Origin of the sequence: Streptomyces sp. CGMCC 4.7035, from assembly GCF_031583065.1 — a bacterium.
Classification (GTDB): Bacteria; Actinomycetota; Actinomycetes; order Streptomycetales; family Streptomycetaceae; genus Streptomyces; species Streptomyces yaanensis.
On the sequence record NZ_CP134053.1, the window covers coordinates 1,227,028 to 1,251,205 of the forward strand.

23 protein-coding genes are annotated in these 24,178 nt (G+C 70.4%); 11 read left to right on the forward strand and 12 right to left on the reverse strand.

What is annotated here, in order from left to right; genetic code table 11:
• Positions 1 to 29: 29 nt before the first annotated feature.
• From Q2K21_RS04940 to trhA, 4 genes are all read right to left on the reverse strand, one after another.
• A complete protein-coding gene (locus Q2K21_RS04940) occupies positions 30 to 755 on the reverse strand; it encodes a Mut7-C RNAse domain-containing protein (protein WP_310765789.1) in 726 nt (241 codons plus the stop codon).
• A gap of 25 nt (positions 756 to 780) precedes the next feature.
• Complete coding sequence (locus Q2K21_RS04945; protein WP_310765791.1) at positions 781 to 1,431, reverse strand: TetR/AcrR family transcriptional regulator; 651 nt, start codon at positions 1,429 to 1,431, stop codon at positions 781 to 783.
• 5 nt (positions 1,432 to 1,436) lie between these two features.
• On the reverse strand, positions 1,437 to 3,002 hold the full coding sequence (locus Q2K21_RS04950; protein WP_310765793.1) for an MFS transporter: 1,566 nt from the start codon (positions 3,000 to 3,002) through the stop codon (positions 1,437 to 1,439).
• A gap of 159 nt (positions 3,003 to 3,161) precedes the next feature.
• The gene (gene trhA, locus Q2K21_RS04955) at positions 3,162 to 3,875 is read right to left on the reverse strand and encodes a PAQR family membrane homeostasis protein TrhA (RefSeq protein WP_310765795.1); all 714 of its coding nucleotides are present in this window, start codon (positions 3,873 to 3,875) and stop codon (positions 3,162 to 3,164) included.
• A gap of 308 nt (positions 3,876 to 4,183) precedes the next feature.
• On the opposite strand from trhA, the gene Q2K21_RS04960 reads away from it, so the two are divergent.
• Both Q2K21_RS04960 and Q2K21_RS04965 read left to right on the forward strand, forming a co-directional pair.
• A complete protein-coding gene (locus tag Q2K21_RS04960; protein WP_310765798.1) occupies positions 4,184 to 6,007 on the forward strand; it encodes a phosphoenolpyruvate carboxykinase (GTP) in 1,824 nt (607 codons plus the stop codon).
• A 423-nt stretch (positions 6,008 to 6,430) separates the two neighbouring features.
• Positions 6,431 to 6,826, forward strand: coding sequence for a hypothetical protein (locus Q2K21_RS04965; protein ID WP_310765800.1), 396 nt, complete (start codon positions 6,431 to 6,433; stop codon positions 6,824 to 6,826).
• Between the two features lie 276 nt (positions 6,827 to 7,102).
• On the opposite strand, the gene Q2K21_RS04970 is transcribed toward Q2K21_RS04965, so the two are convergent.
• Positions 7,103 to 7,531, reverse strand: coding sequence for an SCO4983 family protein (locus Q2K21_RS04970; RefSeq protein ID WP_310765802.1), 429 nt, complete (start codon positions 7,529 to 7,531; stop codon positions 7,103 to 7,105).
• A 101-nt stretch (positions 7,532 to 7,632) separates the two neighbouring features.
• Positions 7,633 to 8,844: a pyridoxal phosphate-dependent aminotransferase gene (locus Q2K21_RS04975; protein ID WP_310765804.1), complete on the reverse strand. Its 1,212-nt coding sequence runs from the start codon at positions 8,842 to 8,844 to the stop codon at positions 7,633 to 7,635.
• Between the two features lie 126 nt (positions 8,845 to 8,970).
• On the opposite strand from Q2K21_RS04975, the gene Q2K21_RS04980 reads away from it, so the two are divergent.
• Positions 8,971 to 9,702 (forward strand): TrbL/VirB6 family protein, encoded by a 732-nt coding sequence (locus Q2K21_RS04980; RefSeq protein ID WP_310765806.1) that lies wholly within the window; start codon positions 8,971 to 8,973, stop codon positions 9,700 to 9,702.
• A gap of 333 nt (positions 9,703 to 10,035) precedes the next feature.
• Positions 10,036 to 10,938, forward strand: a complete 903-nt coding sequence (locus tag Q2K21_RS04985; protein ID WP_310765808.1) for a S1 family peptidase — start codon at positions 10,036 to 10,038, stop codon at positions 10,936 to 10,938.
• Positions 10,939 to 10,956: 18 nt separating this feature from the next.
• On the opposite strand, the gene Q2K21_RS04990 is transcribed toward Q2K21_RS04985, so the two are convergent.
• Both Q2K21_RS04990 and Q2K21_RS04995 read right to left on the reverse strand, forming a co-directional pair.
• A complete protein-coding gene (locus Q2K21_RS04990) occupies positions 10,957 to 12,567 on the reverse strand; it encodes an N-acyl-D-amino-acid deacylase family protein (protein ID WP_310765811.1) in 1,611 nt (536 codons plus the stop codon).
• A gap of 10 nt (positions 12,568 to 12,577) precedes the next feature.
• Entirely contained in the window at positions 12,578 to 13,861 is a 1,284-nt protein-coding gene (locus Q2K21_RS04995; RefSeq protein ID WP_310765813.1) for an amino acid deaminase, read from the reverse strand.
• 138 nt (positions 13,862 to 13,999) lie between these two features.
• Here Q2K21_RS04995 and Q2K21_RS05000 point away from each other — a divergent pair, with 138 nt between their 5' ends.
• The 4 genes from Q2K21_RS05000 to Q2K21_RS05015 all read left to right on the forward strand — a co-directional run bounded on the left by Q2K21_RS05000 (position 14,000) and on the right by Q2K21_RS05015 (position 17,034).
• Entirely contained in the window at positions 14,000 to 15,076 is a 1,077-nt protein-coding gene (locus tag Q2K21_RS05000) for a sugar kinase (protein ID WP_310780633.1), read from the forward strand.
• Positions 15,073 to 15,834, forward strand: a complete 762-nt coding sequence (locus Q2K21_RS05005) for an IclR family transcriptional regulator (RefSeq protein WP_310765815.1) — start codon at positions 15,073 to 15,075, stop codon at positions 15,832 to 15,834. The genes Q2K21_RS05000 and Q2K21_RS05005 overlap by 4 nt, the downstream gene beginning before the upstream one ends.
• A 68-nt stretch (positions 15,835 to 15,902) precedes the next feature.
• Entirely contained in the window at positions 15,903 to 16,313 is a 411-nt protein-coding gene (locus tag Q2K21_RS05010) for a RidA family protein (RefSeq protein WP_310765817.1), read from the forward strand.
• 151 nt (positions 16,314 to 16,464) lie between these two features.
• Positions 16,465 to 17,034 (forward strand): hypothetical protein, encoded by a 570-nt coding sequence (locus tag Q2K21_RS05015; protein WP_310765819.1) that lies wholly within the window; start codon positions 16,465 to 16,467, stop codon positions 17,032 to 17,034.
• Positions 17,035 to 17,043: 9 nt separating this feature from the next.
• Here Q2K21_RS05015 and Q2K21_RS05020 read toward each other — a convergent pair whose 3' ends face one another.
• The 3 genes from Q2K21_RS05020 to Q2K21_RS05030 all read right to left on the reverse strand — a co-directional run bounded on the left by Q2K21_RS05020 (position 17,044) and on the right by Q2K21_RS05030 (position 20,667).
• Entirely contained in the window at positions 17,044 to 18,396 is a 1,353-nt protein-coding gene (locus Q2K21_RS05020; protein ID WP_310765821.1) for a M14 family metallopeptidase, read from the reverse strand.
• Between the two features lie 418 nt (positions 18,397 to 18,814).
• A complete protein-coding gene (locus Q2K21_RS05025; RefSeq protein ID WP_310765823.1) occupies positions 18,815 to 20,086 on the reverse strand; it encodes a hypothetical protein in 1,272 nt (423 codons plus the stop codon).
• A gap of 65 nt (positions 20,087 to 20,151) precedes the next feature.
• Positions 20,152 to 20,667 (reverse strand): SigE family RNA polymerase sigma factor, encoded by a 516-nt coding sequence (locus Q2K21_RS05030; RefSeq protein WP_310765824.1) that lies wholly within the window; start codon positions 20,665 to 20,667, stop codon positions 20,152 to 20,154.
• Positions 20,668 to 20,816: 149 nt separating this feature from the next.
• On the opposite strand from Q2K21_RS05030, the gene Q2K21_RS05035 reads away from it, so the two are divergent.
• Positions 20,817 to 21,287: a hypothetical protein gene (locus tag Q2K21_RS05035; RefSeq protein ID WP_310765826.1), complete on the forward strand. Its 471-nt coding sequence runs from the start codon at positions 20,817 to 20,819 to the stop codon at positions 21,285 to 21,287.
• Between the two features lie 32 nt (positions 21,288 to 21,319).
• Here the strand turns inward: Q2K21_RS05035 and Q2K21_RS05040 are convergent, their stop codons facing one another.
• The gene (locus Q2K21_RS05040; protein WP_310765828.1) at positions 21,320 to 21,910 is read right to left on the reverse strand and encodes a TetR/AcrR family transcriptional regulator; all 591 of its coding nucleotides are present in this window, start codon (positions 21,908 to 21,910) and stop codon (positions 21,320 to 21,322) included.
• Between the two features lie 204 nt (positions 21,911 to 22,114).
• On the opposite strand from Q2K21_RS05040, the gene Q2K21_RS05045 reads away from it, so the two are divergent.
• Both Q2K21_RS05045 and Q2K21_RS05050 read left to right on the forward strand, forming a co-directional pair.
• Positions 22,115 to 23,134: an aldo/keto reductase gene (locus tag Q2K21_RS05045; RefSeq protein WP_310765830.1), complete on the forward strand. Its 1,020-nt coding sequence runs from the start codon at positions 22,115 to 22,117 to the stop codon at positions 23,132 to 23,134.
• A gap of 130 nt (positions 23,135 to 23,264) precedes the next feature.
• The gene (locus Q2K21_RS05050; RefSeq protein WP_310765832.1) at positions 23,265 to 24,140 is read left to right on the forward strand and encodes an LLM class flavin-dependent oxidoreductase; all 876 of its coding nucleotides are present in this window, start codon (positions 23,265 to 23,267) and stop codon (positions 24,138 to 24,140) included.
• Positions 24,141 to 24,178: the final 38 nt, after the last annotated feature.

The following is a 24,178-nucleotide window of genomic DNA, read 5'->3' on the forward strand; positions in this document are numbered from 1 at the left end:
GCTCTGTCAGGGCCCGGCCGCACGCGGCCTCAGGAACTGAACTCCGACAGGGCGCGCTCCACGATGGCCTCCAGCTGATCGTGGTGCGCGCCCTTCCAGTACGCGCGGCCGCACTCACGGCACTGTGCGAAGACGTCGTACGACCGTCGCGTGCCGTGTTCGAGCTGGTCGGCGACCTCCTCCTTGGTGGCGTCGCGGAGCAGTCCGTTGCAGGCGGTGCACCGTGTCCACGGCCGCAGCTCGGGGGCGAACCGGTCGAGCACGTCGCGGAGTTGGTCCTCCGGCCGGGTGCTGTAGACGAACGCGCCCGCCCACAGCTCCCGGCGGCGCAGCAGCCCGCGGTCGCGGCTGAGCATCACGCGGCGCTCGGCGGCCGAGCGGGTGGCGAGGGCCGCGTCACCGATGTCCGTCGACTCGTACGCCGTGTCCACGCCCAGCAGCCGCAGCCGGCGGGCGAGGGTGCCGAGGTGGACGTCGAGGAGAAAGCGGAGCGGGGCGCCGGGCACCCGCTGGGGGCGCTCGACGGGGCGCACCTCGACGCGCTCGCCGGCGGCAGGCACATGGGAGGAGGGCGAGACGCGGCCGTCCACGACGAGCGCGCCGACCTCGGTCAGGGGCACGCCCATCGACTCGACGACATGGCCGAGGGTGGAGGCGCCGTCGGTGACGACCTCCGTGGCGCGCCCGCGCCGCCCGTGCGGGACGAACAGGCCCAGCTCGGGGGCGAACTCGACGTGGATCTCCGGTCCGTTCACCTGGTCAGGATGGCATGGAAGCGGCTCAGGAGGCCCCGGATTTCCGCTGCGGCAGACCGTGCTCCAGGACGTTCAGCGCGCGGGCGACGTACTCGCCGAGGTCACCCTGCTGCCCGTGCTCGGCCCAGTACCGCGACGCCTCCATCAGCGCGCCGACGACGCTCATGCAGTACACCCGCACCTCCAGGTCGCCGGGGGTGCGCCCGGTGCGCTCGGCCACCACCCGGCACATCATCTGACCGGTGACGGAGAGGCTCTCGTTCATCCGGGAGCGGACCGCGGGCACCTCGACCATGAGCCGCGCGCGCAGCCGCATTTCCTCGGGTGTCTCGTACTCGCCCGACATGCTCCGCTCCAGGGCGCTGTGCACCACATGGCGCAGCGACTCCAGCAGCGGTTCGTCCACGGGCCGCGCGCGCAGTTCCTCCTCCAGGATCGGGTCGTACTCGTCGGTGATGACGATGTCCTCTTTGGTGGGGAAGTACCGGAACACCGTGGAGGGGGAGACCTCGGCCGCCTCCGCGATCTGCTCGATGGTGGTGGCGTCGTACCCCTGCTCCTCGATCAGCCGGTACGTCGCCTTGCGGATTGCCATACGAGTCTTGATCTTCTTCCGCTCACGGAGCCCCAGACGGGGTTCGGCGGCGGGGGTCGAGCGGTTTGCGGTGGCGGCCATGGTCATCATTGTCCGGCATCCTCCGGGGCGGAGACCATGTCGGGATTCCCGTCCTGCGGGGTCCGTACGGGTTCCGGGTTCGGCAGGAGCGCGGCCGCGGCCAGCGCCGTGACCAGCGCCGCGATACCGCTGACCAGCAGGACCAGGCCCATGCCGTGGACGTACGCGGCGTTCGCGGACGCGGCCAGCGCCCGGTCGCCGAGCTGCGCGGCGACCACATGGGCGCCGACCACGGAGTCGGCGGCGGTCCCCGCGGCCGCGTGCGGGAGGGCGGACGTGTCGAGCCGGTCTGCGTACGCGCTCGCCAGCAGCGAACCGAGCAAGGCGATGCCGATGGCGCCGCCCACCTGGCGGACCGTCATCAGCAGCCCGGAGCCGCTGCCGGCCCGGTCCCGGGGAAGCGCCCCGAGCGCCGTGTCCATCGCCGGGACCACGGCGAGACCGAAGCCGGCGCCCGCGATCGACAGCCACAGCGCGGTGAATCCGTATCCGTCGTGGACGCTCGTACGGCTGCCGAGAAGCGCGGCGAAGGCGAGCACGACGAGTCCCGAGCTGATCACGGCGCGCGGCCCGAACTTCGCGACGACCGGCGGCGCACCCCGCGCGGCGACCAGCAGGCCACCCATCATCGGCAGCATCCGCACGCCGGTGGCGAACGCGTCGTGTCCGAGGACCGCCTGGAGGTACTGCGGCAGCACGAACATCAGTCCGGACAGTACGAACATCACGAGGGTCGCGGCGAGCGTGTTGAGCAGGAAGCCGCGCTGGGCGAGCAGCGAGAGGTCCAGCATGGGGCGCACGGCGCGGCGTTCGCGCACGACGAGCAGCGCGATCAGCACCGCGGAGGCGGCGAAGAGGCCCAGGATCAGCGGGTCGCCCCAGCCATGGGACGGGGCCTCGATGATCGCGTAGATGAGGAGACCGAGGCCGGCCGCGGTGAGCGCGGTGGAGAGGACATCGACCTTCGGGGAGGCCGGGTCGCGGGTCTCGGGCAGCAGGAAGACGCAGGCCGTGATGCCGATGGCGGCCATCGGCACGTTGATCAGGAACACCGAGCCCCACCAGAAGTGGTCCAGCAGCCAGCCGCCGGTGATCGGTCCGAGCGGCAGGCCCAGCGCGGACGCCGCCGAGACCGCGCCGACCGCCTTGGTGCGCTCGTCGGGCTCGAACAGCGAGGGCAGGACGGCCATCGCGAGCGGCATCACCAGTGCGGCGCCGGTGCCCATGACCGCGCGGGCGAGGATCACCGGTGTCACGCCGTCGGCCAGCGCGCCGGCCAGCGAACCGGCGAGGAACACCGCGAGCCCCGCGATCAGCATCCGGCGCCGTCCGAACCGGTCGCCGAGCAGGCCGGCCGGGAGCATCAGCGAGGCGAAGACGACGACGTACGCGTCCGCCATCCATTGCTGCTCGCCGGTGGACGCGCCGAGGTCACGGGCCATGGTCGGCAGCGCCACGTTGAGGATCGTCGTATCGAAACCGAGTACGAGCATGCTCGCGACCAGGGCGCCGAGGGCCCACCAGCGGCGGGGGTCGCGCCGCACACCATCGACTTGCGTGACAGTAACCATGAAATGAGAGTAGCTGTCAAAAGATATGTACTGTCAATGGGTAGCTGCTTCCATTAAGCGGAGGGCGTGCTTCAGGTTCGTGGGCGAACCGCGTCCCGGGCATGCGAAAAGGCCGCGGCTTTCGCACCGCGGCCTTGGGGGAAGGGTTGGTGAGAGGGGTTATCCGTGCTGGTAGGCCACCAGGGAGATCCCCACGTAGTGCACGACGAACGCCGCGAGCGTGAAGGAGTGGAAGACCTCGTGGAAGCCGAACCAGCGCGGTGACGGGTTCGGCCGCTTGATGCCGTAGATCACGCCGCCGGCGCTGTAGAGCAGCCCGCCGACGATCACGAGGACCAGGACGGCGATCCCGCCCGTGCGCATGAAGTCCGGGAGGAAGAAGACGGCCGCCCAGCCCATCGCGATGTAGCAGGGGGTGTAGAGCCAGCGCGGGGCGCCGACCCAGAAGACCCGGAAGACGATTCCGGCCGCGGCCGCGGCCCAGATGCCCCACAGCAGCCACTGCCCCTTCGCGCTCGGCAGGAGCAGCAGTGTCAGCGGGGTGTAGGTGCCCGCGATGATCAGGAAGATGTTCGCGTGGTCGAGCCGACGCAGGACGCCGTCCATGCGCGGGCTCCAGTTGCCGCGGTGGTAGAGCGCGCTGACACCGAAGAGCAGACAGGCCGTCAGGACGTAGATGCCACAGGCGATTCGTCCCCGTGCCGAGTCCGCGAGGGCGGTGAGCACCAGGCCTGCGACGAGTACGGCCGGGAACATTCCCAGATGCAGCCAGCCGCGCAGCTTCGGCTTGACCGGGTGGGGCACGGAGAGCGCGACGGGACCGCGGCCGGCTGCCGGCGAGTCCGTGGGCGCGTCGGGGACGGACGCAGTCATGCCGCGCATGGTACCTACGGAACCGTAAGTTAGGGATCAAAGTGCGACCGATATCACCCGGGCTGTCCGGCCCGTGGGGGTCTGGGTGCGCCGCAAAAAATCCTTCAGCCGAACTCTACGTGCACGCAAAGAATCGCGGGCACGCGTGGCAATCCTCACTTTGCTCAGGTGTGCACTCCTCTGGACAGATGCGCAATCGCGTCGGATGATCAAATGAGTGCGGTCGACACCGGATGAGCGGCTACGAAGCATCCGGGTCGCGGCCCCCACGGGGCAATCAACAAAAAATCCCTCATCTAGGAGCGATCGTGGCGCGCGACATCGCGGCTCCCTCAACCGTCCCCACCCAACACAAGGACCTGATCTCGTGGGTCAACGAGATCGCCGAACTGACGCAGCCGGACAGCGTGGTCTGGTGTGACGGATCCGAGGCCGAATACGAGCGCTTGTGCGAGGAGCTCGTCCGTAAGGGCACCTTCAAGAAGCTCGACCCGATCAAGCGCCCCAACTCCTACTACGCGGCCTCCGACCCGACCGATGTCGCCCGGGTCGAGGACCGGACGTTCATCTGCTCCGAGCAGGAGCAGGACGCGGGTCCGACGAACCACTGGAAGGCCCCCGCGGAGATGCGGGAGATATTCCAGGGTGACAAGGGGCTGTTCCGCGGTTCGATGCGCGGCCGGACGATGTACGTCGTGCCGTTCTGCATGGGGCCGCTGGGCTCGAAGCTCTCCGCGCTCGGCGTGGAGATCACCGACTCCGCGTACGTCGCTGTTTCCATGCGTACGATGACCCGCATGGGCAGCGCCGTGCTCGAAGAGCTCGGCGAGGACGGCCACTTCGTCAAGGCCGTCCACACGCTGGGCGCCCCACTGGAGCCCGGTCAGGAAGACGTCCCCTGGCCCTGCAACCAGACCAAGTACATCTCGCACTTCCCCGAGACCCGCGAGATCTGGTCCTACGGATCCGGCTACGGCGGCAACGCGCTGCTCGGCAAGAAGTGCTACGCCCTGCGCATCGCCTCCGTCATGGCACGCGACGAGGGCTGGCTCGCCGAGCACATGCTGATCCTCAAGCTGACGCCGCCGCAGGGCGAGTCCAAGTACGTCGCCGCGGCCTTCCCGAGCGCCTGCGGCAAGACGAACCTCGCCATGCTGGAGCCGACGATCTCCGGCTGGACGGTCGAGACGATCGGCGACGACATCGCGTGGATGCGGTTCGGCGAGGACGGCCGCCTGTACGCGATCAACCCCGAGGCCGGCTTCTTCGGCGTCGCGCCCGGCACCGGCGAGCACACCAACGCCAACGCGATGAAGACGCTGTGGGGCAACTCCGTCTTCACCAACGTCGCCCTCACCGACGACAACGACATCTGGTGGGAGGGCATGACGGAGGAGACTCCGGCCCACCTGACGGACTGGAAGGGCAACGACTGGACGCCGTCCTCGGACACCCCGGCGGCCCACCCGAACGCCCGCTTCACCGTCCCCGCCTCGCAGTGCCCGATCATCGCGCCCGAGTGGGAGGACCCCAAGGGCGTGCCGATCTCGGCCATCCTCTTCGGTGGCCGCCGTGCCAGCGCGGTCCCGCTGGTGACGGAGTCCTTCGACTGGAACCACGGCGTCTTCCTCGGCGCCAACGTGGCCTCCGAGAAGACCGCCGCCGCCGAGGGCAAGGTGGGCGAGCTGCGCCGCGACCCGTTCGCGATGCTTCCGTTCTGCGGCTACAACATGGGCGACTACATGGGTCACTGGGTCGACGTCGCCAAGGGCAAGGACCAGTCGAAGCTCCCGAAGATCTACTACGTCAACTGGTTCCGCAAGAACGCCGAGGGCAAGTTCGTCTGGCCCGGCTTCGGTGAGAACAGCCGCGTCCTGAAGTGGATCGTGGAGCGCCTGGAGGGCAAGGCCGAGGGCGTCGAGACCCCGATCGGCGTCCTGCCGACCAAGCAGGCGCTGGACACGCGCGGCCTCGAACTCTCCGAGTCCGACCTGGACTTCCTGCTCACCGTCGACAAGGACGTGTGGCGCGAGGAGGCGGCCCTGGTCCCCGAGCACCTCAACACCTTCGGCGACCACACCCCGAAGGAGCTGTGGGACGAGTACCGCGCGCTGGTACAGCGCCTGGGCTGACGCCCCCCCGCATGACCTCCGCGGCCGGTCGGACTTGCCCTGACCTGCGATGTCTTCAAGACCGGCCGCGGTGACGGCACCGCGTTCGACGGCCGCGGTGACGGCACCGCGTTCCACCGGTCCGGGGCCCGCTTCGTACAGCGACGTACGCAGCGGGCCCCGGCCTTTGCCGCGTTGTGGACGCGCGTCGCAGCGCGAGCACGGGTGGACGCACCGTCGAAGCCACTCGGGTGATCTTCGCCGAGGAACACGGGGCGAATGCGGATCATCCCATCGCCAGGAGCCCAGTCTTGCCCTGTCCCTAGCAGAAGGCGACCTGACGCGCAGGCGAAGGAAGCACACCGAGTGCGTGCCTGCGGGCGGGTCCCTCCAAGCTTGTGAGGAAGGTTCTCTGTGAGCCGCAGAAGTATCCCGAGTTCACGCATGACGTCGGCAACCATGGTGGCGGCCGGCGCGCTTGCCCTGGCGCTCAACGTCGCTCCGACCGCCACGGCCATGGCCGATGCGGGCCACCGGTCCGGCGCTGAGAGCGCGGTGGCGCTGCACACCGGCCAGAAGGCCGAAAAGGGTCCCAGGCTTCCCGGTAGGATCGACCACTACGTCCGGTCCGCCTCCGGGGCGGGCACGGCGATCGCCCGGTGCGATGCCGGTGACGTCGCCACCGGCGGTGGATACGACACCTCCTCCGGATTCGGCGTCAGCCAGAACCGGCCGATCCCCTTCCCCGGCCCCTTCGGCGAGGTGAACGCGTGGCAGGCAACCCTTGAGATGGGTGAGACCGGCCCGATCACCGTCTACGTGGTCTGCGAGTCGGACTGACCCCGGCAATGAGTGAGTGACGGTGCCCCGGGGCTTCGGCCTCGGGGCACCGTTCGCATGGGGCGACGGCGGGGCCACAGCGTGGCGCACCGGCGATACGACGGCGCCCTGAGACCCGGCTGCGGTGAACGCGGTGCCGTGGCACCCGGCTGCCGTGGCCGTGGAGTCGTGGCACCCGGCTGCCGTGAACGCGATGTCATGGCACCCGGTCCGCGCGTCTTAGTGGTCCACGCGGACCGGGGCCGTTCGAGGGAGCCGTTCCGCGGCTCGGGAGGGTCAGCCCGCGGTGACCATTTCGCGCGGCTCGGCCAGCGCGGCGGTGTGCGCGTCCATGCGTTCCGCCGACAGGATCGCCGCCGCCGTGTCCGCGCGGGACGCCGCCACCACCAGGGCGCGGCCCGCCAGCGCGTGGGCGCGCCGGTGGAGTGCCGCGAGGTGCGGTTCGCCGCCGCGCGCGGTCGCCGCCGCGCGGACCGGCGGCACCCCTCCGCGCAGTCGCGTCACCTGCTCGGCGAGCCGCTCGGCCGCCGCGTCGAGCTCCGTGCACGGCGCCAGCGCACGCAGTTCGTCCGTCACCGCGAGCAGCGCCGCCAGATGGCCCGCGAGCTGGATGTCCAGCTCCTCCTCGCGTGAACGGTGCGGGAAGTCGGGGGTCGTGCCGGCCATCGTGCTGTGGACCGACTTGGTGCGGATCGGTTCGTACATGGGATGGCCTCCTGTGCTCCGGCAGGAAGCCATCCTAGCTTGGATTTCGTCTAAAGTTGAGCTGGATCGTGAACAGCGCGCGGCGTCACACAGGGTGGGCGTCAGGGCTGGCTGTAACCGTCCAGGAAGTTGCCGATCCGCGTGATCGCCGACGTCAGATCACCCACCGTCGGCAGCGTCACCACCCGGAAGTGGTCGGGCTCCGGCCAGTTGAAGCCGGTCCCCTGTACGACCATGATCTTCTCGCGTCGCAGCAGGTCCAGGATCATCCGCCGGTCGTCCTTGATCTTGAAGACCTTCGGGTCGAGGCGGGGGAACAGATACAGCGCCCCCCTCGGCTTGACGCAGGTCACGCCCGGGATCTGGGTCAGCAGCTCGTACGCCGCGTCCCGCTGCTCCTTCAGGCGTCCGCCCGGCAGTACCAGGTCGTTGATCGACTGGCGGCCGCTCAGCGCCGCCACCACGCCGTGCTGACCCGGCATGTTCGCGCACAGTCGCATGTTCGCGAGGATCGTCAGTCCCTCGATGTACGACTCCGCGTGCGCACGGGGGCCCGAGATCGACATCCAGCCCACCCGGTACCCGGCCACCCGGTACGCCTTCGACATGCCGTTGAAGGTGAGGGTCAGCAGGTCGGGGGCCACCGAGGCCGTGGGGATGTGCGTCGCGTCGTCGTACAGGATCTTGTCGTAGATCTCGTCGGAGCAGATGAGGAGGTTGTGCCGGCGCGCGATGTCCGTCAGCCCCCGGAGCATCGCCTCGTCATAGACCGCGCCCGTCGGGTTGTTCGGGTTGATGATGACGAGCGCCTTGGTGCGGTCGGTGATCTTCCGCTCCACGTCCGCCAGGTCCGGCATCCAGTCCGCCTGCTCGTCGCAGCGGTAGTGGACGGCCGTACCGCCCGACAGTGACACCGCCGCCGTCCACAGTGGATAGTCCGGAGCCGGTACGAGAACCTCGTCGCCGTCGTCCAGCAGGCCCTGCATCGCCATCACGATCAGCTCGGAGACGCCGTTGCCGATGAAGACGTGCTCGACGTCCGTCTCTATGCCGAGGGTCTGGTTGTGCATCACGACCGCCCGGCGCGCGGCCAGCAGGCCCTTCGCGTCGCCGTAGCCGTGCGCCGTGGAGACGTTGCGGAGGATGTCCTCCAGGATCTCCGGCGGGCACTCGAAGCCGAAGGCGGCCGGGTTGCCGGTGTTGAGCTTGAGGATGCGGTGACCCGCCGCCTCCAGCCGCATCGCCTCCTCGAGAACCGGGCCCCGGATCTCGTAGCAGACGTTGGCGAGCTTCGTGGACTGGATCACCTGCATGTCCGTGAGCTTACGGCCGCATAACCCCTCACGCGGCGTGTTTTCCACCACGTGAGACCGGGCAGTTTGTTCGGTTATCGCCGGTAACTGCCTCACGGGCCCCTCCCGCCCCTAGAATCCACGGCCATGTCATGGGAGCAACAGCCCGGCGAGGGGGCGCACGGCGCGAATGCCGCGAACAACGCGACAGGCGCTCACACCGCCACTGGAGTGCATCAGGTGAACGGCGAAGCGCAAGCCCCGCCGAACGTGTACCACCCGTATGCCGGGGCGGAGCCCGAGTACGACCAGTACGCCGACCCGGCGGCCGCCCATGGCTGGGAGAACGCGTACGACGAGACGCAGCAGCTGCCCGCGGTCCCCGAGGACCAGGGGCCTGCGACGCCCGGCCCGAACCTGGAGCGCCCGTCGCGGCGACGGGCGCGGCCCGCACCGCGCCGCCGGATGCCCCGCGGCGCGATCGTCGCCGTCGGCGCGCTCGGCGTGGTGGGTATCGGCGTCGCCCTCGCTGGGGCCTTCGGCTCGGGTTCCTCCGGCACGCCGGGCGACGGGGAGTCGGCGCGGCCGAAGGTGGCGCCCTCCGTGGCGGCCACGGACGGGGCCGGCAGTGCCGAGCCTTCCGACGGCGGCGCCGCGTCCTCCGGTGTCAATGCCTCCCCGTCGACCGGCGCGTCGCCGAGCGCCTCGTCGGCCGCCTCGGCGAGCGAATCCCCGGCGGGGGGCGGGGCCGCGACGCCCTCGTCCGCCGCGTCCACCACCCGCGCCTCCTCACCCTCTGCCACTACGGGCTCCGCCGGTACGGGCGCCTCCAACGGCAAGCCCGGCCGCGGACGCGGGGCCACCAAGGGTCCCAAGTAGGCGAGCAGGGTCCCCGGTAGGCGAGCAGGGTCCCGGTAGGCGAGCAGGGTCCCGGTAGGCGGGCGAGGTCCCAAGCGGGCGGGCGAGGTCCCAAACGGGCGGGCCGCGAAGGGCCTTCGGCGCGGACGGGCCCAGGATCCCCGTAAGGGAAAAGTCGGAGGTCCCCGGAGCGGACGTCATCGTCGTGGCCGGCCATGCGCCGTCACGCGGCCGAAAACAGCTCCTTGTCCCCGCACGCCCCTCCACTCACAATGCGCATGACAAAAGTAGGTGAGGGCCGGAAGACCTTCGGCCACCACGTCATCGCAACCTCATCAAGAGGGGACCCCCCACATGAGAAAGCCCTACGCTGCCGCGCTCCTCGCTCTGGTGATCGCCGGAGCCGGCGCGGCACCGGCGGTCGCGGCTCCCCAGCCCGCGGCCGCGGCTGCCGGGACAGCCACGGCTTCCGGGACGGCGACGGCCGCCAAGACCACCACGGCCGCCAAGACGGCGACGATCCAGGCCGTCGACTTCGCCGGCACCGTCTCGCTCAGCAACTGCTCCGGCTCCGTCATCCGCTTCCCGAACTCCGCGGACACCGACCCGGCGCTCGTACTCACCAACGGCCACTGCCTGGAGACCGGTTTCCCGGAGCCCGGTGAGGTCATCGTCGACCAGCCCTCCAGCCGCTCCTTCGGCCTGCTCAACTCCTCGGGCACCAGGGTCGCCACGCTGCGCGCCGCCAAGGTCGCGTACTCCACGATGACCGACACGGACGTGACGATCTACCAGCTCACCCGCACCTACGCGCAGATCAAGAGCTCGTACGGCATCAGCGCGCTCACCGTCGCCGACACTCACCCGGTCGCGGGCACCGCCATCAAGGTCGTCTCCGGGTACTGGAAGCGGATCTACAGCTGCAACATCGACGGATTCGTCTACCGTCTGAAGGAGGGCGACTGGACCTGGAAGGACTCGGCCCGCTACACCTCCGCCTGCAACACCATCGGCGGTACGTCGGGGTCGCCCGTCATCGACAACACCACCGGCAAGGTCGTCGCCGTCAACAACACCGGCAACGAGGACGGCGAGCGCTGCACCGAGAACAACCCCTGCGAGGTCGACACGAGCGGCAACGTGACCGTTCGTCAGGGCATCAACTACGCCGAGGAGACCTACCAGATCCCGGCGTGCTTCGGGACCGGCAACAGGCTGAACCTGAGCGCGAGCGGGTGCGTCCTGCCCAAGCCGTAGGGCCTGCCGGGCGGGCGGTCACACGGGTGTCCTGCGGACCGCCCGCCCCGCGAGCACGTCGGTCCGCCGCCCGTCCTCGATCACGAAACGGCCGTCGACCAGGACGTACGGGATGCCCGTCGGGAGCGCGCGCGGCCGCTCGAACGTGGAGCCCGCTGCGACCGTGGCCGGGTCGAAGAGGACCAGGTCGGCGCGGTAGCCCTCACGGACCAGCCCGCGGTCCGGCAGCCGCAGCCGGGCCGCCGGGCGGGAGGTGAGGTGGGCGACGCACTCCTCCAGGGACAGCACCCCCAACTCCCGTACATACCGGCCGAGATACTGCGGGAAGGTGCCGTACGCGCGCGGGTGCGGTTTCGTGCCCTGGAGGATGCCGTCGGAGCCCCCCGTGTGCACGCGGTGCCGCATGATCGCCCGTACGTTGTCCTCGTGGCCGATGTGCAGGAGGATCGTCGAGCCCAGCCGGTCCTCGACCAGCAGGCGACGGGCGGTCACCCACGGGGCCTCGCCGCGCAGGTCCGCCGACTCCTGGACGGTCCTGCCGACGTACGACGCCAGGCCTTGATCGGTCACGCCCGAGATCTCGATCGTGTCCCACTCGATGGGTACGCCGTGACAGCCGTCGGCGCCCACGACCTCCATCTCGTGCCGGATCCGCTCGGCCGACGCGTCGTCGCCGAGCCGCCTGAGGGTCTCCTCGGGGCCGCCCTCGCTCGCCCAGCTCGGCAGCAGCGCCGTCAGCGTCGTACAGCCCGGGGTGTAGGGGTAGGTGTCGAGCGTGATGTCCGCGCCCGCCGCCAGCGCCTTGTCGAGCAGGGACAGCAGCTCGGGGGCGCGGCCCTTGTTCACACCGAAGTTCATGGTGGCGTGGGCGAGGTGGAGCGGGCAGCCCGCCTCGCGCGTCAGGGCCACCATCTCCTCGTACGCCTCCAGGGCGCCCGCCCCGTACGAGCGGTGGTGCGGGCAGTAGTAACCGCCGTACGCGGCCACCACCCGGCACAGCTCGGTGAGTTCGGCGTCCTTGGCGTACATGCCGGGCGTGTAGGTGAGCCCGGACGACATGCCGACCGCGCCCTGCTCCATCCCCTCCGCGACCAGCCGCCGCATGCGGTCCAGCTCCTCGGGCGTCGCCTCCCGGTCCTCCCAGCCGACGGCCAGCATCCGGACCGTGCCCTGCGGGATCAGATAGGCGGCGTTGACCGCGATGCCCTGGTCCAGGCGGTCCAGGTACTCGCCCACGGACCGCCAGGTGAAGTCGATGTCGTCGCCGTATCCGTTCCAGCCGGTGATCGTGCGGCGCACCTCGGCGAGCGTGCGGTCGTCGACCGGGGCGTACGACAGTCCGTCCTGCCCGATGACTTCGAGTGTCACGCCCTGCGCGGCCTTGGCGCTGTGGTCCGGGTCGCGCAGCAGGGCGAGGTCGCTGTGGGCGTGCATGTCGATGAAGCCGGGGGAGAGGGCGAGGCCCTCGGCGTCCAGCTCGCGGCGCGCCGTGGGGCGTTGGCATCCGGCCGCCGCGGCCTCCTTGACGATGGAGACGATCCTGCCGCCGTCGACGACCACGTCGGCGCGGTAGGAGGGCTCCCCGCTGCCGTCGACGACGTCCGCGTCCCGGATGACGAGCTCTTCCACGCCAGGCCTCCTAGAAGAAGGTGCGGATGTAGTCGACGACCGTGCCGTCCGCCTCGGCCACCGGGATCAGCTGCCACTTGTCGAAGGACGTGCACGGGTGGGACAGGCCCAGGCCGATCCAGTCGCCGACCTCGACGTCCGCCTCAGGGGCGGTGTGCAGCCACAGGTGCTGGTCGGACAGGGCCGTCACCTCGATTCCGGTCGCCGGGCGCTCGGTGCCGTCCCGGCGTACCACGTGGGCCACGGGATGGTCGAGGTCGTAGGCGGCGTCCCGCTTGCCCGCGTTGACGAAGGCCTGGTCGGGGGAGGGGCGGGAGACGACCTGCGCCCACAGCCGGAAGGCGGGCTCCAGGGCGCCCTCCTCGGGCACCCGGTTGAACGGGGTCAGCCGGCTGTAGTGCACGTCGTCGTGCGAGACGTACGCGCCGGACCGCAGCAGCTTCAGTGCGGGCAGGGTGAGTTCGGGGATGGTCGCGAAGACGTCGGCGACCGCGTCGAACCACTCGCTCCCGCCCGCGCTCACCACGATCTCGTCCGCACCCGCGAACCGCCCCGCCTTGTCGAACTCCGCCGCGAGTCCCACCAGTCGGCCGAGCCAGCCCCGCACCCGCTCCGGGGAGGCCCCGGGCACCTGGGCCTCATAGCCCGCGACGCCCACCAGCCGCAGCGTCGGCGCCACGGCCACCGCGTCCGCGACGGCCCGCGCGTCCGCCTCCGTGCGCACCCCGGTGCGGGCTCCCTCGCCCGCGCCCAGCTCGACGACGACCTCCATCGGACGGCTCGTGCCCCTGCCCCGCAGGGCCGCGTCCATCAGCTCCACTCCGCGCACGGAGTCCACGTAGCAGATGAAGCGGAAGTCAGGGTCGGCGGCCTGTTCGGCGGCGATCCAGCGCAAGGCCGCCGCGTCGACCAGTTCGTTGGCGAGGAAGATCCGCCGGACGCCGAAGGCCCGGGCCACCCGTACTTGGTGGGGAGCCGCCAGCGTGATGCCCCAGGCGCCGTGCTCGATCTGCCGCTGGAAGAGCTGCGGGGCCATGGAGGTCTTGCCGTGCGGGGCGAAGGCGAGGCCGTGCCGGGCCGCGTACGTCTCCATGAGCGTCAGGTTGTGCTCCAGACGTTCGGCGGACAGCGCGAGGACCGGGGTGGTGAAGCCGCCGGTGAAGAGGTTGCGGCGCTCGGCCGTCAGCTCGGCGAGCGTCAGGCCCTCGGCGTCCGGCGGCAGGCCCTTGAAACGGTGGTCGACGCGTTCCGCCATGAGGGCGGCGAGGCGTTCTGCGGCGGTAGCGGCGTCCATGGGGCCTCCTGGAGATGGCTATTGCAACATGTGCAATAGCCGTTGCATATATCGCTTGCAGCTGTCTAACATCCCGGCCAACGCGGGGGCAACGGAGCCGCCGTGACCCGCGCAGACCTACGAGGAGCCACCACCATCGTGACCACCACCGGCCTGGCCATCGCCCCGGACGTCGTGGACGTCGTCGCGCTGGGCGAGTCCATGGTCACGTTCCTGCCCTCCCGCCCGGGCCGCCTCGCCGACGTGCCCTCCTTCGATCGGGCCATCGGCGGCGCCGAGTCCAATGTGGCCTGCGTGCTCGCCGCCGCGGGCCACTCCACGCGATGGGTCAGCCGGGTCGGGGCGGACGGCTTCGGCGACCACCTGGTCGAGGCGATCGGGGCGTACGGCGTCGACGTCGCCTCCGTACGTCGTGATCCGGCGCGCCCGACCGGGATCTACTTCCGTACGGCGGGGGACCGGGCGACCGACGCCCACGAGGTGGCGTACTACCGGGCGGGGTCGGCGGCCTCGGCGATGACGGTGGAGAACCTGGACCTGGACGCGGTACGGGCCGGCCGGGTCCTGCACCTGTCCGGGATCACGGCGGCGCTGTCGGGCGACTGTCTCGACCTCCTGCGGGAGCTGACCGCGCCCCGGGCCGGGCGTCCCCTCGTCTCCTTCGACATCAACCACCGCCCCGGCCTGTGGCGCGACGCCGACGGGCCCCGGGTGCTGCTGGAACTGGCGCGCGGCGCCGACATCGTGTTCGTCGGGGACGACGAGGCCCGCCAGGCCTGGGGGCTGCACGGCGCCCGCGCGATCCGGGACGCGCTGCCCGAGCCGGAGATCGTGGTCGTCAAGCAGGGCAGGGGCGGAGCGACCGCCTTCGACAGCGACACCGACGGCTTCCTGTGCGAGGACGCCACGGGCACCGCCACCGTCGTACGGGCCTTGAAGGTCGATGTCGTCGCCGCCGTCGGCGCCGGGGACGCCTTCGCCGCCGGCTTCCTCTCCGCCACCCTGCGCGGGCTGCCCGTCCGCGACCGGCTGCGCCACGGCCACCTCATGGCCGCCGCCGCGCTCACCGTTCCCGGCGACCTCGCCACCCCTCCCGCCCGCGACCACGCCGACCGGCTGGCCGCACTCGACGACGCCGGGTGGGGGACACTTCGACTCGGCCCCGGCTGGACGACAGCCGACGCGCGGGCCGACGAGGAGGTACGTACGCCATGAGCCAGACCGTCGACCGGGCGCTGAGCATCCTGCCGCTGCTCGCCGAGGGGCCCGCCGATCTCGGGCAGGTCGCCGACCGGCTCGGCGTGCACAAGTCCACCGCGCTCCGCCTCCTGCGCACCCTGCACGAGCACGGACTGGTCTACCGCCAGTCCGACCAGCGCTACCGCCTCGGCGCCCGTCTCTTCGCGCTCGCCCAGGAGGCCGTCGAGAATCTCGACGTCCGCGAGATCGCCCACCCGCACCTCGTTCGCCTCAACGAGGAGTGCGGACACACCGTCCACCTCGCCGTCTACGAGGAGAACGAGGTCCTCTACATCGACAAGGTGGAGAGCCGTTACCCCGTACGGATGTACTCCCGGATCGGGAAGCCGGTGGCCATCACCGTCGCAGCCGTCGCCAAGCTCCTCCTCGCCGATCTGCCCGAGGCCGAGCGCCGCGCCGTCGCGGAGAAGCTCGACTATCCCCTGTACACGGCCCGTTCGACACCGAACGCCGCGGCCTTCCTCAAGGAGCTGGCGACCGTGCGCGGCCAGGGCTGGGCCACCGACCTCGGGGGCCACGAGGAGTCCATCAACTGCGTCGCCGCCCCCGTCCGCGGCGCCGACGGCCGGGTCGTCGCGGCCATGTCCGTCTCCGCGCCCAACGTCGTCGTCACCGCCGAGGAACTCCTCACCCTGCTCCCGCTGGTGCGGCGTACCGCGGACGCCATCACCCGGGAGTACTCCGGCAACACCCCGGCGAAGGACACCGTATGACGGGCAAGTACGCCGTATGACCCACAAGTACGCCGTATGACCGCCAAGGACACTGACAAGGACACCGTATGACGGACAAGATCGCCCTGACCCCGAAGACCCACACCACACCGCCCGCCAAGTTCTCGCACGGCGTGAAGAAGGGCAACATCCTCCAGGTCGCGGGCCAGGTCGGCTTCCTGCCGGCCGAGGAGGGCAGGCCGCCCACGCCCGCGGGCCCGACCCTGCGCGCGCAGACACTCCAGACCCTCGCCAACGTCAAGGCCATCCTGGAGGAGGGCGGCGCCGGCTGGGACGACGTGATGATGATCCGCGTCTACCTGACCGACGTGGACCACTTCGCCGAGATGAACGAGATCTACAACAGTTACTTCGAGGAGCAGGGCCTCACCCAGCCGCCCGCCGCCCGGACCACCGTCTACGTGGGTCTCCCGGCCGGCCTCCTCATCGAGATCGACGCGCTGGCCGTCCTCGGCTGACGCGGCGCCGACTCGCCCACCACTCCCGCACTCCGTACGCCGTCAGAGCGACTTCGTCCGGCGAAGAAAGTGCCTTCGTCCGGCGAAGATTCGTATAACGATGCAGGGGCCGGCTGTGTCCGGCACAGGATCTTCGACCATACTGCCCGCTGTGGAGCAGCGCATTGGTTCGAGCAGCCAGCCCCTGGACGGTGCCGGGATCGACCCGGCCTTCATCCCCGGGCTCACCTCACCCGTGTCCGGCGAACCGAAGGAGGTCGATCCGGAGGACGCCAAGCCGGAGGACCGCGAGGCCGAGGACGTGAAGCAGGAGGCCGCCTCCGACGGAACGGCCTCCGACGAGAAGCCTGCCGAGGAGCCCAAGGGGGAGTCCGAGGAGGGGTCCGAGGAGGAGTCCGCCCCCGACGGCCCTGTCTTCGAGGCCTCCGACCGCCGGGCCAGATTCGTCGCCGATCACCGCGGAGTACGTCTGCACCTGGACGACCAGGAGTGCGAGTTCCGCTGGGACGAGATCGGCGCCGTCGAGACCGAGACCTCACGCTTCGGGAAGCGGTTCACCGTCACGGTGCATACTCCTGACCGCCGTTGGTACCCGATCGAGATCGAGGCGACGGCCAGGAGCCGCTTCAAGGAGTGGGAGGCGCAGCTGGACGAGGTCCTGGACGCCTACTTCGAGGACGAGGAGGAAGAACCCTCCGTCCTGGTGAAGGCCGACGACTGACCCACGCCGTCAGCCGCAGTACTGGGCCTCCTTGCCGATGGACCGGTACATACAGTCGGCGTTCTCCAGCAGTTGCAGCACCGCGTCCCGGTTCCGCGACGTCTCCCGCTCGATGACCTCGTCGGGCGGGTAGAAGCCGCCCCCGGAGCTCGACGTCGGATACATCTCGAAGGTGTAGTCGAAGATCTTGTGCACACCCCAGAGGTAGTCGTCGATCGAACCGTCCGTGATGTACAGGTCGCTCGACTGCTCGGGCGTGTAGCCGTTGCTGGCGGCCATCTTCTGCCCGACGGCCTTGAAGGCGGCGGCGTCGTCCGCCGTCATACCGGTCGCGGTGTCGGAGTACGTGTAGCCGAAGGGCCACAGCACGAGTTCGCTGTAGGTGTGGAAGTCGATGCCCGCCTTGATCTGCTGCTTGCCGCCGACCACCCGGCTGCGCACGAAGTCGGAGACCACCTTCACCTCGGGCGCCGACTCGGCGGCCGCCCCGCGGTACGTCTCCGAGGACGTGGAGCCCGACGAGCCGCCGCAGCAGCCCCACTTGTAGTTCCAGTTGCGGTTCAGGTCCGTGCCGACGTACGACGAACCGGAGTTGGGCTGGCGGTTCTTGCGCCACGAGCGGTACGAGCCGGTCGCGATGTCGTACTCGCCGCCGTCCGGGTTGAGGTCCGGCACGATCCAGATCTCACGGCTGTTGACGATGTTGGTGATCCGGGAGTCGCTGCCGTAGCCCGCGCCCAGCTCGCGCAGCAGGTACAGCGCCATCTCCACGGTCAGGTGCTCGCGCGCGTGCTGGTGGAAGGTGAAGAGAACCTCGGGCTCGCTCTCGTCGGTCGCCACATTGTCGCTGACCTTGATGGCGACGATGTCCCGGCCCTGGTACGACTTGCCGATCACCTGCTTGCTCATGATGCTCGGGTAGGCCGCGAGGCGCTGGTCGATCTCCGCGTTCATCTCGGCGTAGTTGTGGTACTTCGAGTCCGCCGAGGGGAAGTCGTAGAGCCGTATGTCACCGGAGCTGCCTGAGCGGTCCGGGGCCGCGCCGAGCGGTGTGACGTCGTAGCCGAGCGTCCGCAGCTTCTTGACCTGGTCGGCGCGGCCGGAGACGACGACCGTCTCCTCGTCCGCCTCGTCGACCGTCACCCCGGCCTGCTGAATCGCCGTACGGGTCACGGGGGTCGTGCTCTGGTGGATCTCGTACTGGCGGATGTCGTCGGCCGAGGGCGCCGCCTTCTTCCCGGAGGTCGCCGTGGCGCTGGTGGTCGCCGAGACGGGCGCCGCGAGGGCGAGGGCCAGCAGGGCGGCGAGGGCCGCGGTGCGTCTGCCGCTGCGGGCTCCTGATCCGCGCATGCGAAGTCGCATGAAGTCTCCTTGTTCTCCAGGTGTTCCGGGGTTGCCGGATGTGGGGTGGAGCGGGGGACGGTTCGTTCGTGCGACGTACGTGCCGGGCCTGTCGGCGGGAGGCTCCCGTCGGCAGACCCTTGATGCGGGTGTGGCGCTCATGGTGCGGAAATGGCATGAGCAGGTCAAGAGCGCTCAAAGAGCCGAAGGCGTGAACCAGCCGAAAAAATGACGCAGTTCACGCCCGCCCGGCGACACGGTGGAGTTGCCGGGCGGCGAACTGGTCATCAAGCGTTGCCGCACCTGGCCCCGTGACCCCACGAGTTCCGGGTGCAGGCGCGTCCACCCCCGGAACCACAGTCCGGGCCCCGGGGGTGCGCCCAGCCCCCCGGGGCCCGTTCCTCGCGGGCGCGGATCAACCGAGCCTCGCGGGTGCGGATCAACCGGCCGGGAGCCACTTCGCGCTGGTGGCGATGGCCTCCATCTGCTTCATCGTGAGCGCGGGCGTCTCGCGGGTCGCGTCGTCGTGCGGAGCGCCGGCGTTCAGGGCGCTGATCACCACGCGGCGGCCGTCGGTACGAATGGTGTCGACGGTCCACATGACGGCCCCCGCGCCGCCCTTCTCGCTCGGTTCCTGGTGGGTGGCGACCTTGGTGCCGTCGGGAAGGGTCTTGGTGCCGGCCCCGAAGAGATCGCCCTCGACATCCGACATGTTGGGCTGGACGTTGACCTGCACCAGGCTCCTGCCCTTGCCGTCGTCGACGACGACGTACCCGAAACCGCTGTCGCCCGCGCCGCTCCTGTCGACGACCTTGACCCCCTTGGGCAGGAGCGAGGTGAGCGTCGAGGACACCGAACCGCCGGGGAACAGCTGCGTCGGGCTCGGCTCGGTGTCCATGGGAGGGGCGGGGACGGCGTCGGCGACGGCACGCCACTCACGCGCGCTGATGAGCGCCGTCAACTGGGCGGGGGAGAGGGGAGGCTGCTCCCGGCTGACGGGCGCATCCTTCTCGGCGGCCGCGTTCCACTCCTGTGCGCTGATGTGCTGCCCCGTCGGCGTGATGAGATCGGCGACCCACCGCTTCGTGCCGCTGCGCTGGTTCGGATACTCGTATCCCTTCATCACCATCACCTTGGAGCCGTCGGGCAGCGTGGAGGTGGTACAGGCGTCGTACGCGATGTACACCTTGTCCGGGCACCTGATGGCCTCGCGGGCTTCCTCGCTGCCGGGCTGTACGCGGGCGACGGAGAGGGACACGGCGGCCTTGCCGTTGCCGTCGTCGTAGACGACCTGGGCGTACGGCGCCGCCGGCTTCTCGCCGGTACCGCGCCCCGTCTCGTTGCTGAACTTGCCCTTGGGAAGGAGCGACTTGAGGGTGCGAATGACCTCGTCACCGGTCACGGGCGACGCCCGGTGGGTGGTGGTGGGGGTGGGTGAGGCCGTCGGCAGCGGATTGGCGGCAGCGGACCGCTGTTGTTCGGCGTCCCCGTGGGTGCCGGGCAGGACCAGTGCCCCGCCCAGGCCCACGAGCGCGATCCCGGTCACGCCACCCGCGACGGCGGCGGCCCGGCGCCACAGCCGGAGCCGTCGGCCGCGGGTCTCGCCACGGGCCACCATGGTGGACTGCTGGTCGGTCTCGAAGGCGCCGCCGGCGTGACGCAGGGCCGCGGCGAACCGGTCCTCGAAGGGGTCGTGCTCTTCAACGGGCATGACGAACCGCCGTTTCTGCGGGATGTGTGGTGGTCAGGTGGGGGCGGGGACGGGGCCGGGGCGGATCAGGATCTCGCGTACTCATTGAGGGCGTCGCCGAGGAGCGTGCGCAGCCGGGCGAGGGCGCGGACGCAGCGGGTGCGTACGGCGGCCGAGCTGGTGTTCATCGCGGCGGCGGTCTCCTCGATGCTGCGGTCCTCCCAGTAGCGCAGGACGACCACGGCCCGGTCCTTGGCGGACAGCCGTCGCAGCGCCTCGACGAGGGTGAGCCGCAGAGGCGTGTCGCCGGCCGTGTCCGGCTCGGGGAGGTCGGGGAGCACGTCGGTGGCGCGCTCCTTGCGGCTGCTGTGGCGCCGCTGATGGGCGAGGAAGGTACGGGTGAGGACGGTCTGGGCGTACCCGGCGGGGTTGTCGACGCGGGAGATGCGGCCCCAGCGCAGGTACACCCGGCCGAGGGTCTCCTGGACGAGGTCCTCGGCGAGATGGGTGTCGCCGCCGGTGAGCAGACAGGCGGACCGGTACAGGTGTCTGGCGCGTGCGGCGGCGAACTCCTGGTATCCGTCGCTGCGGCCCAGTCTCATGCTGTCTCCCGGTTTCCGTGTCGTTCCGTTCCGCCCTCACCTCATTGATGCGGTGGACCCCCGGAAATGTTTCAACGGACTTGGCGGACCTGGATACTGATCGTCGTACGTGCTTACGTACGACCGACACGGGACGCGAGGGGACGACCATGCACCAGCCGGGATACGGCGGGCCCGGGCAGGGTCAGCCCGGGTACGGTCAGCCCGGGTACGGCCACCAGCCGCCGCCGGCGGGCCCGCCCGGTTTCGGCCCGCCGCCACCGGCGTACGCGCCGCACGTGCCGAACGCGCCACACCCGTCGTATCCGGCCCGGACACCCCCGGCACCCCAGGCACCCTTTGGACCGGACTTCCTGGCAGCCGACCGCCACAACTCGGTGGTGGTGGACGCGCAGGGCGTCTTCTTCGAGATGCGCGGCCTGACGGCGGAGTTTCCCTGGCACGTCGTCCGCAGCGCCCACTACCGTCCGAGCCCCGACGGCAAGGCGCTGATGGTGGCGGTGGTGCACGTCGACGGCAGGGTGTTCGAGTGCGTGGTGCTCGCGAAGCGCGGCGGGAGCCTTCAGGAGTGGCTCGGCCAACTGGCGGCGGTACTGGGGCACTACCGCCCGATGGGCTGACGCACAGCGGGCGGTCGGCCTTGTCCGCCCGGTCACCGCGGTCGGCGTAGTCCTGCGATGAGGAGTTCGACCAGCCGGCGTGCGTCGTAGCGGGGATCGCTGTCCGCGCCGATGCAGAGGTTGCCGACGCCGCGCATGAGTTCGTACGCCTCGATGTCGGAGCGGATCTCGCCGGCGGCGGCCGCGGCTTCGAGCAGCTCGGCGCAGACGGGCACGAGCCGGTCGAGGAAGTAGGCGTGCAGCGTGTCGAAGCCGGCGGTGTCGGACTGGAGCACGGCGGCGAGTCCGTGCTTGGTGACCAGGAAATCGACGAAGAGGTTGATCCATTGCCCCAGCGCGGCGTAAGGAGTCTCGCTGGTCGCCCGTAGGGCCGGGCCGGCCTCGGCGCAGGCGTCGACCTGGTGCCGGTAGACGGCGATGATGAGATCCGCTCGCGTCGGGAAGTGGCGGTAGATCGTGCCCAGCCCGACGCCGGCCTTGGCCGCGATGTCGCGTACCGGCGCTTCCACGCCCGACGTGACGAAGACCGCGGCGGCCGCGTCCAGCAGCGTCTCCTTGTTGCGTCGGGCGTCCTTGCGCTTGGACGGGACCGCGCGCCCGGCGCCCTCGTCGCTGTCGTTCACCGCGCCACTCCCTTACGCCCTCACGCTTGCCAAAGCGGAACAGTGTTCCGTATCGTCGTTCCGGAACGGCGTTCCGTTTGCTCATGATGTCAGAGCCGGGGCCCGACGGCCAGCCACGCCTTTCACCACGCCATTACGCCCCCACGCCCCCACGCCATTACGCCCCACGCCACCCCGCTTCACCCGCAATGAGGAGACACGGTCATGCAGTACCGCACCTTGGGCCGCACCGGTGTGCAGGTCAGCACCCTCGCGCTCGGCGCCATGAACTTCGGCCGGATCGGGCGCACCACCCAGGACGAGGCCACCGCCATCGTCGACGCCGCCCTGGAGGCGGGGATCAACCTCATCGACACCGCCGACTGGTACAGCGGCGGCGAGTCGGAAGAGATCGTCGGAAAGGCCGTTGCCGGCCGTCGCGAGGACATCGTGCTGGCCACGAAGGCGACCATGCCGATGGGCGACGAGCGCAACCATCAAGGCAGTTCGCGCCGCTGGCTGGTCACCGCGCTGGACGACAGCCTGCGCCGCCTCGGCGTCGACCATGTCGATCTCTACCAGATCCACCGGTGGGACCCGAAGACCAGCGACGAGGAGACGCTGTCGGCCCTGACCGACCTGCAACGCGCGGGAAAGATCCGTTACTTCGGCTCCTCGACCTTCCCCGCCCACCGCATCGTGCAGGCACAGTGGGCCGCCCGTGAGCATCACCTGGGCCGTTATGTCACCGAGCAGCCCAACTACTCGATCCTCCAGCGCGGAGTCGAGGCTCACGTCCTGCCCGTGACCGAACAGTACGGGCTCGGTGTGCTGGTGTGGAGCCCGCTGGCCTCGGGCTGGCTGTCGGGCGCGGTCCGGGAGGGCCGCGACGTCACCACCAACCGCTCGGCGTTCATGCCGGAACGCTTCGACATGACTCTCCCGTACAACCGGGCCAGGCTTGACGCGGTCGAGCAGCTGGCCAAGGTCGCCGACGAGGCCGGCCTGACCATGATCCAGCTCGCACTCGGTTTCGTGACCGCGCACCCCGCCGTGACCAGCGCGCTCATCGGCCCCCGCACGATGGACCACCTGCACGCGCAGCTCGCCGCCGCCGACACCGTGCTCTCCGTCGACGTACTCGACGCGATCGACGACATCGTCGCCCCCGGCACCGACCTCGCCGCACACGAGAAGTTCGACACTCCGCCCGCGCTGCTCGACCCGTCACTGCGGCGCCGCTGAGCGTCCGAGGGACGGCCTCGACATCCTCTCCCGCGGTTCCCGAGTCCGCGGGAATCGCGCAGGCGCCCGGCGAGAAGTGCTCTTCCTCCAGCTCGCCGGCGCCGCCTGTGTCGAAAGGACCAACGGCTCCATGCCGCACACACTCCGCCCCAGTTTCGGAATCATGACCGCCCCCTCGCAGGTCGACTACCGCGACATCCTGCGGGTCTGGCGCGAGGCGGACACGATCCCGGCGATCGAGCACGCGTGGTTGTTCGATCACCTCATGCCGATCGGCGGCGACCCGGACGGACCGACCTACGAGGGCTGGACCCTGCTCTCGGCCCTTGCCGCCCACACCCGACGACTGCGGCTCGGTGTGCTGGTGACCAGCAACCGGTTCCGGCCGCCCGCGATGCTGGCCAAGATCGCCACGACGGTCGACATCGTCTCCGGCGGACGGCTCGACTTCGGCATCGGCGTCGGCTCGCGTCCCGGCCACCCCCTGGCACGCCGTGAGTACGCAGCACACGGCCTTCCCTTCCACGACTCCGCGCACGCCGTGGGCAGCCTCGCCGAAGCCTGCACGGTGATCCGGCGGTTGTGGACGGAGGAGGAACCGTTCGACTTCCACGGCACCCACCACCACCTCACCGGGGCGTTCGGCAACCCCAAACCCGTCCAGCGCCCCCACCCGCCGATCCTCATCGGCGGACGCTCGGCCGCGACGCTGCGCGTGGTCGCCGAGCACGCCGACCTATGGAACATCCCGGGCGGCGACATCGACGACGTCGTCCGCCGCAGCGCACTGCTGGACCGCTACTGCGCCGAGATCGGCCGCGACCCCGCCTCGATCACCCGCTCGATCTTCCTGCCCGTCTCCTACGACCGGCCCGGTGTCACCCAGGACGCGATCGGTGACGCGACCGACGCCGGCTTCCGGCACATCGTCCTCGGACTGCCCGCGCCCTACCCCGCCGACGTCGCACGGTGGGTCACCGACGAGCTGATCAGCATGTCGCTCTGAGGTTCCGGTGCGATGCGGCCACCGCCGTCGCCAGGTTG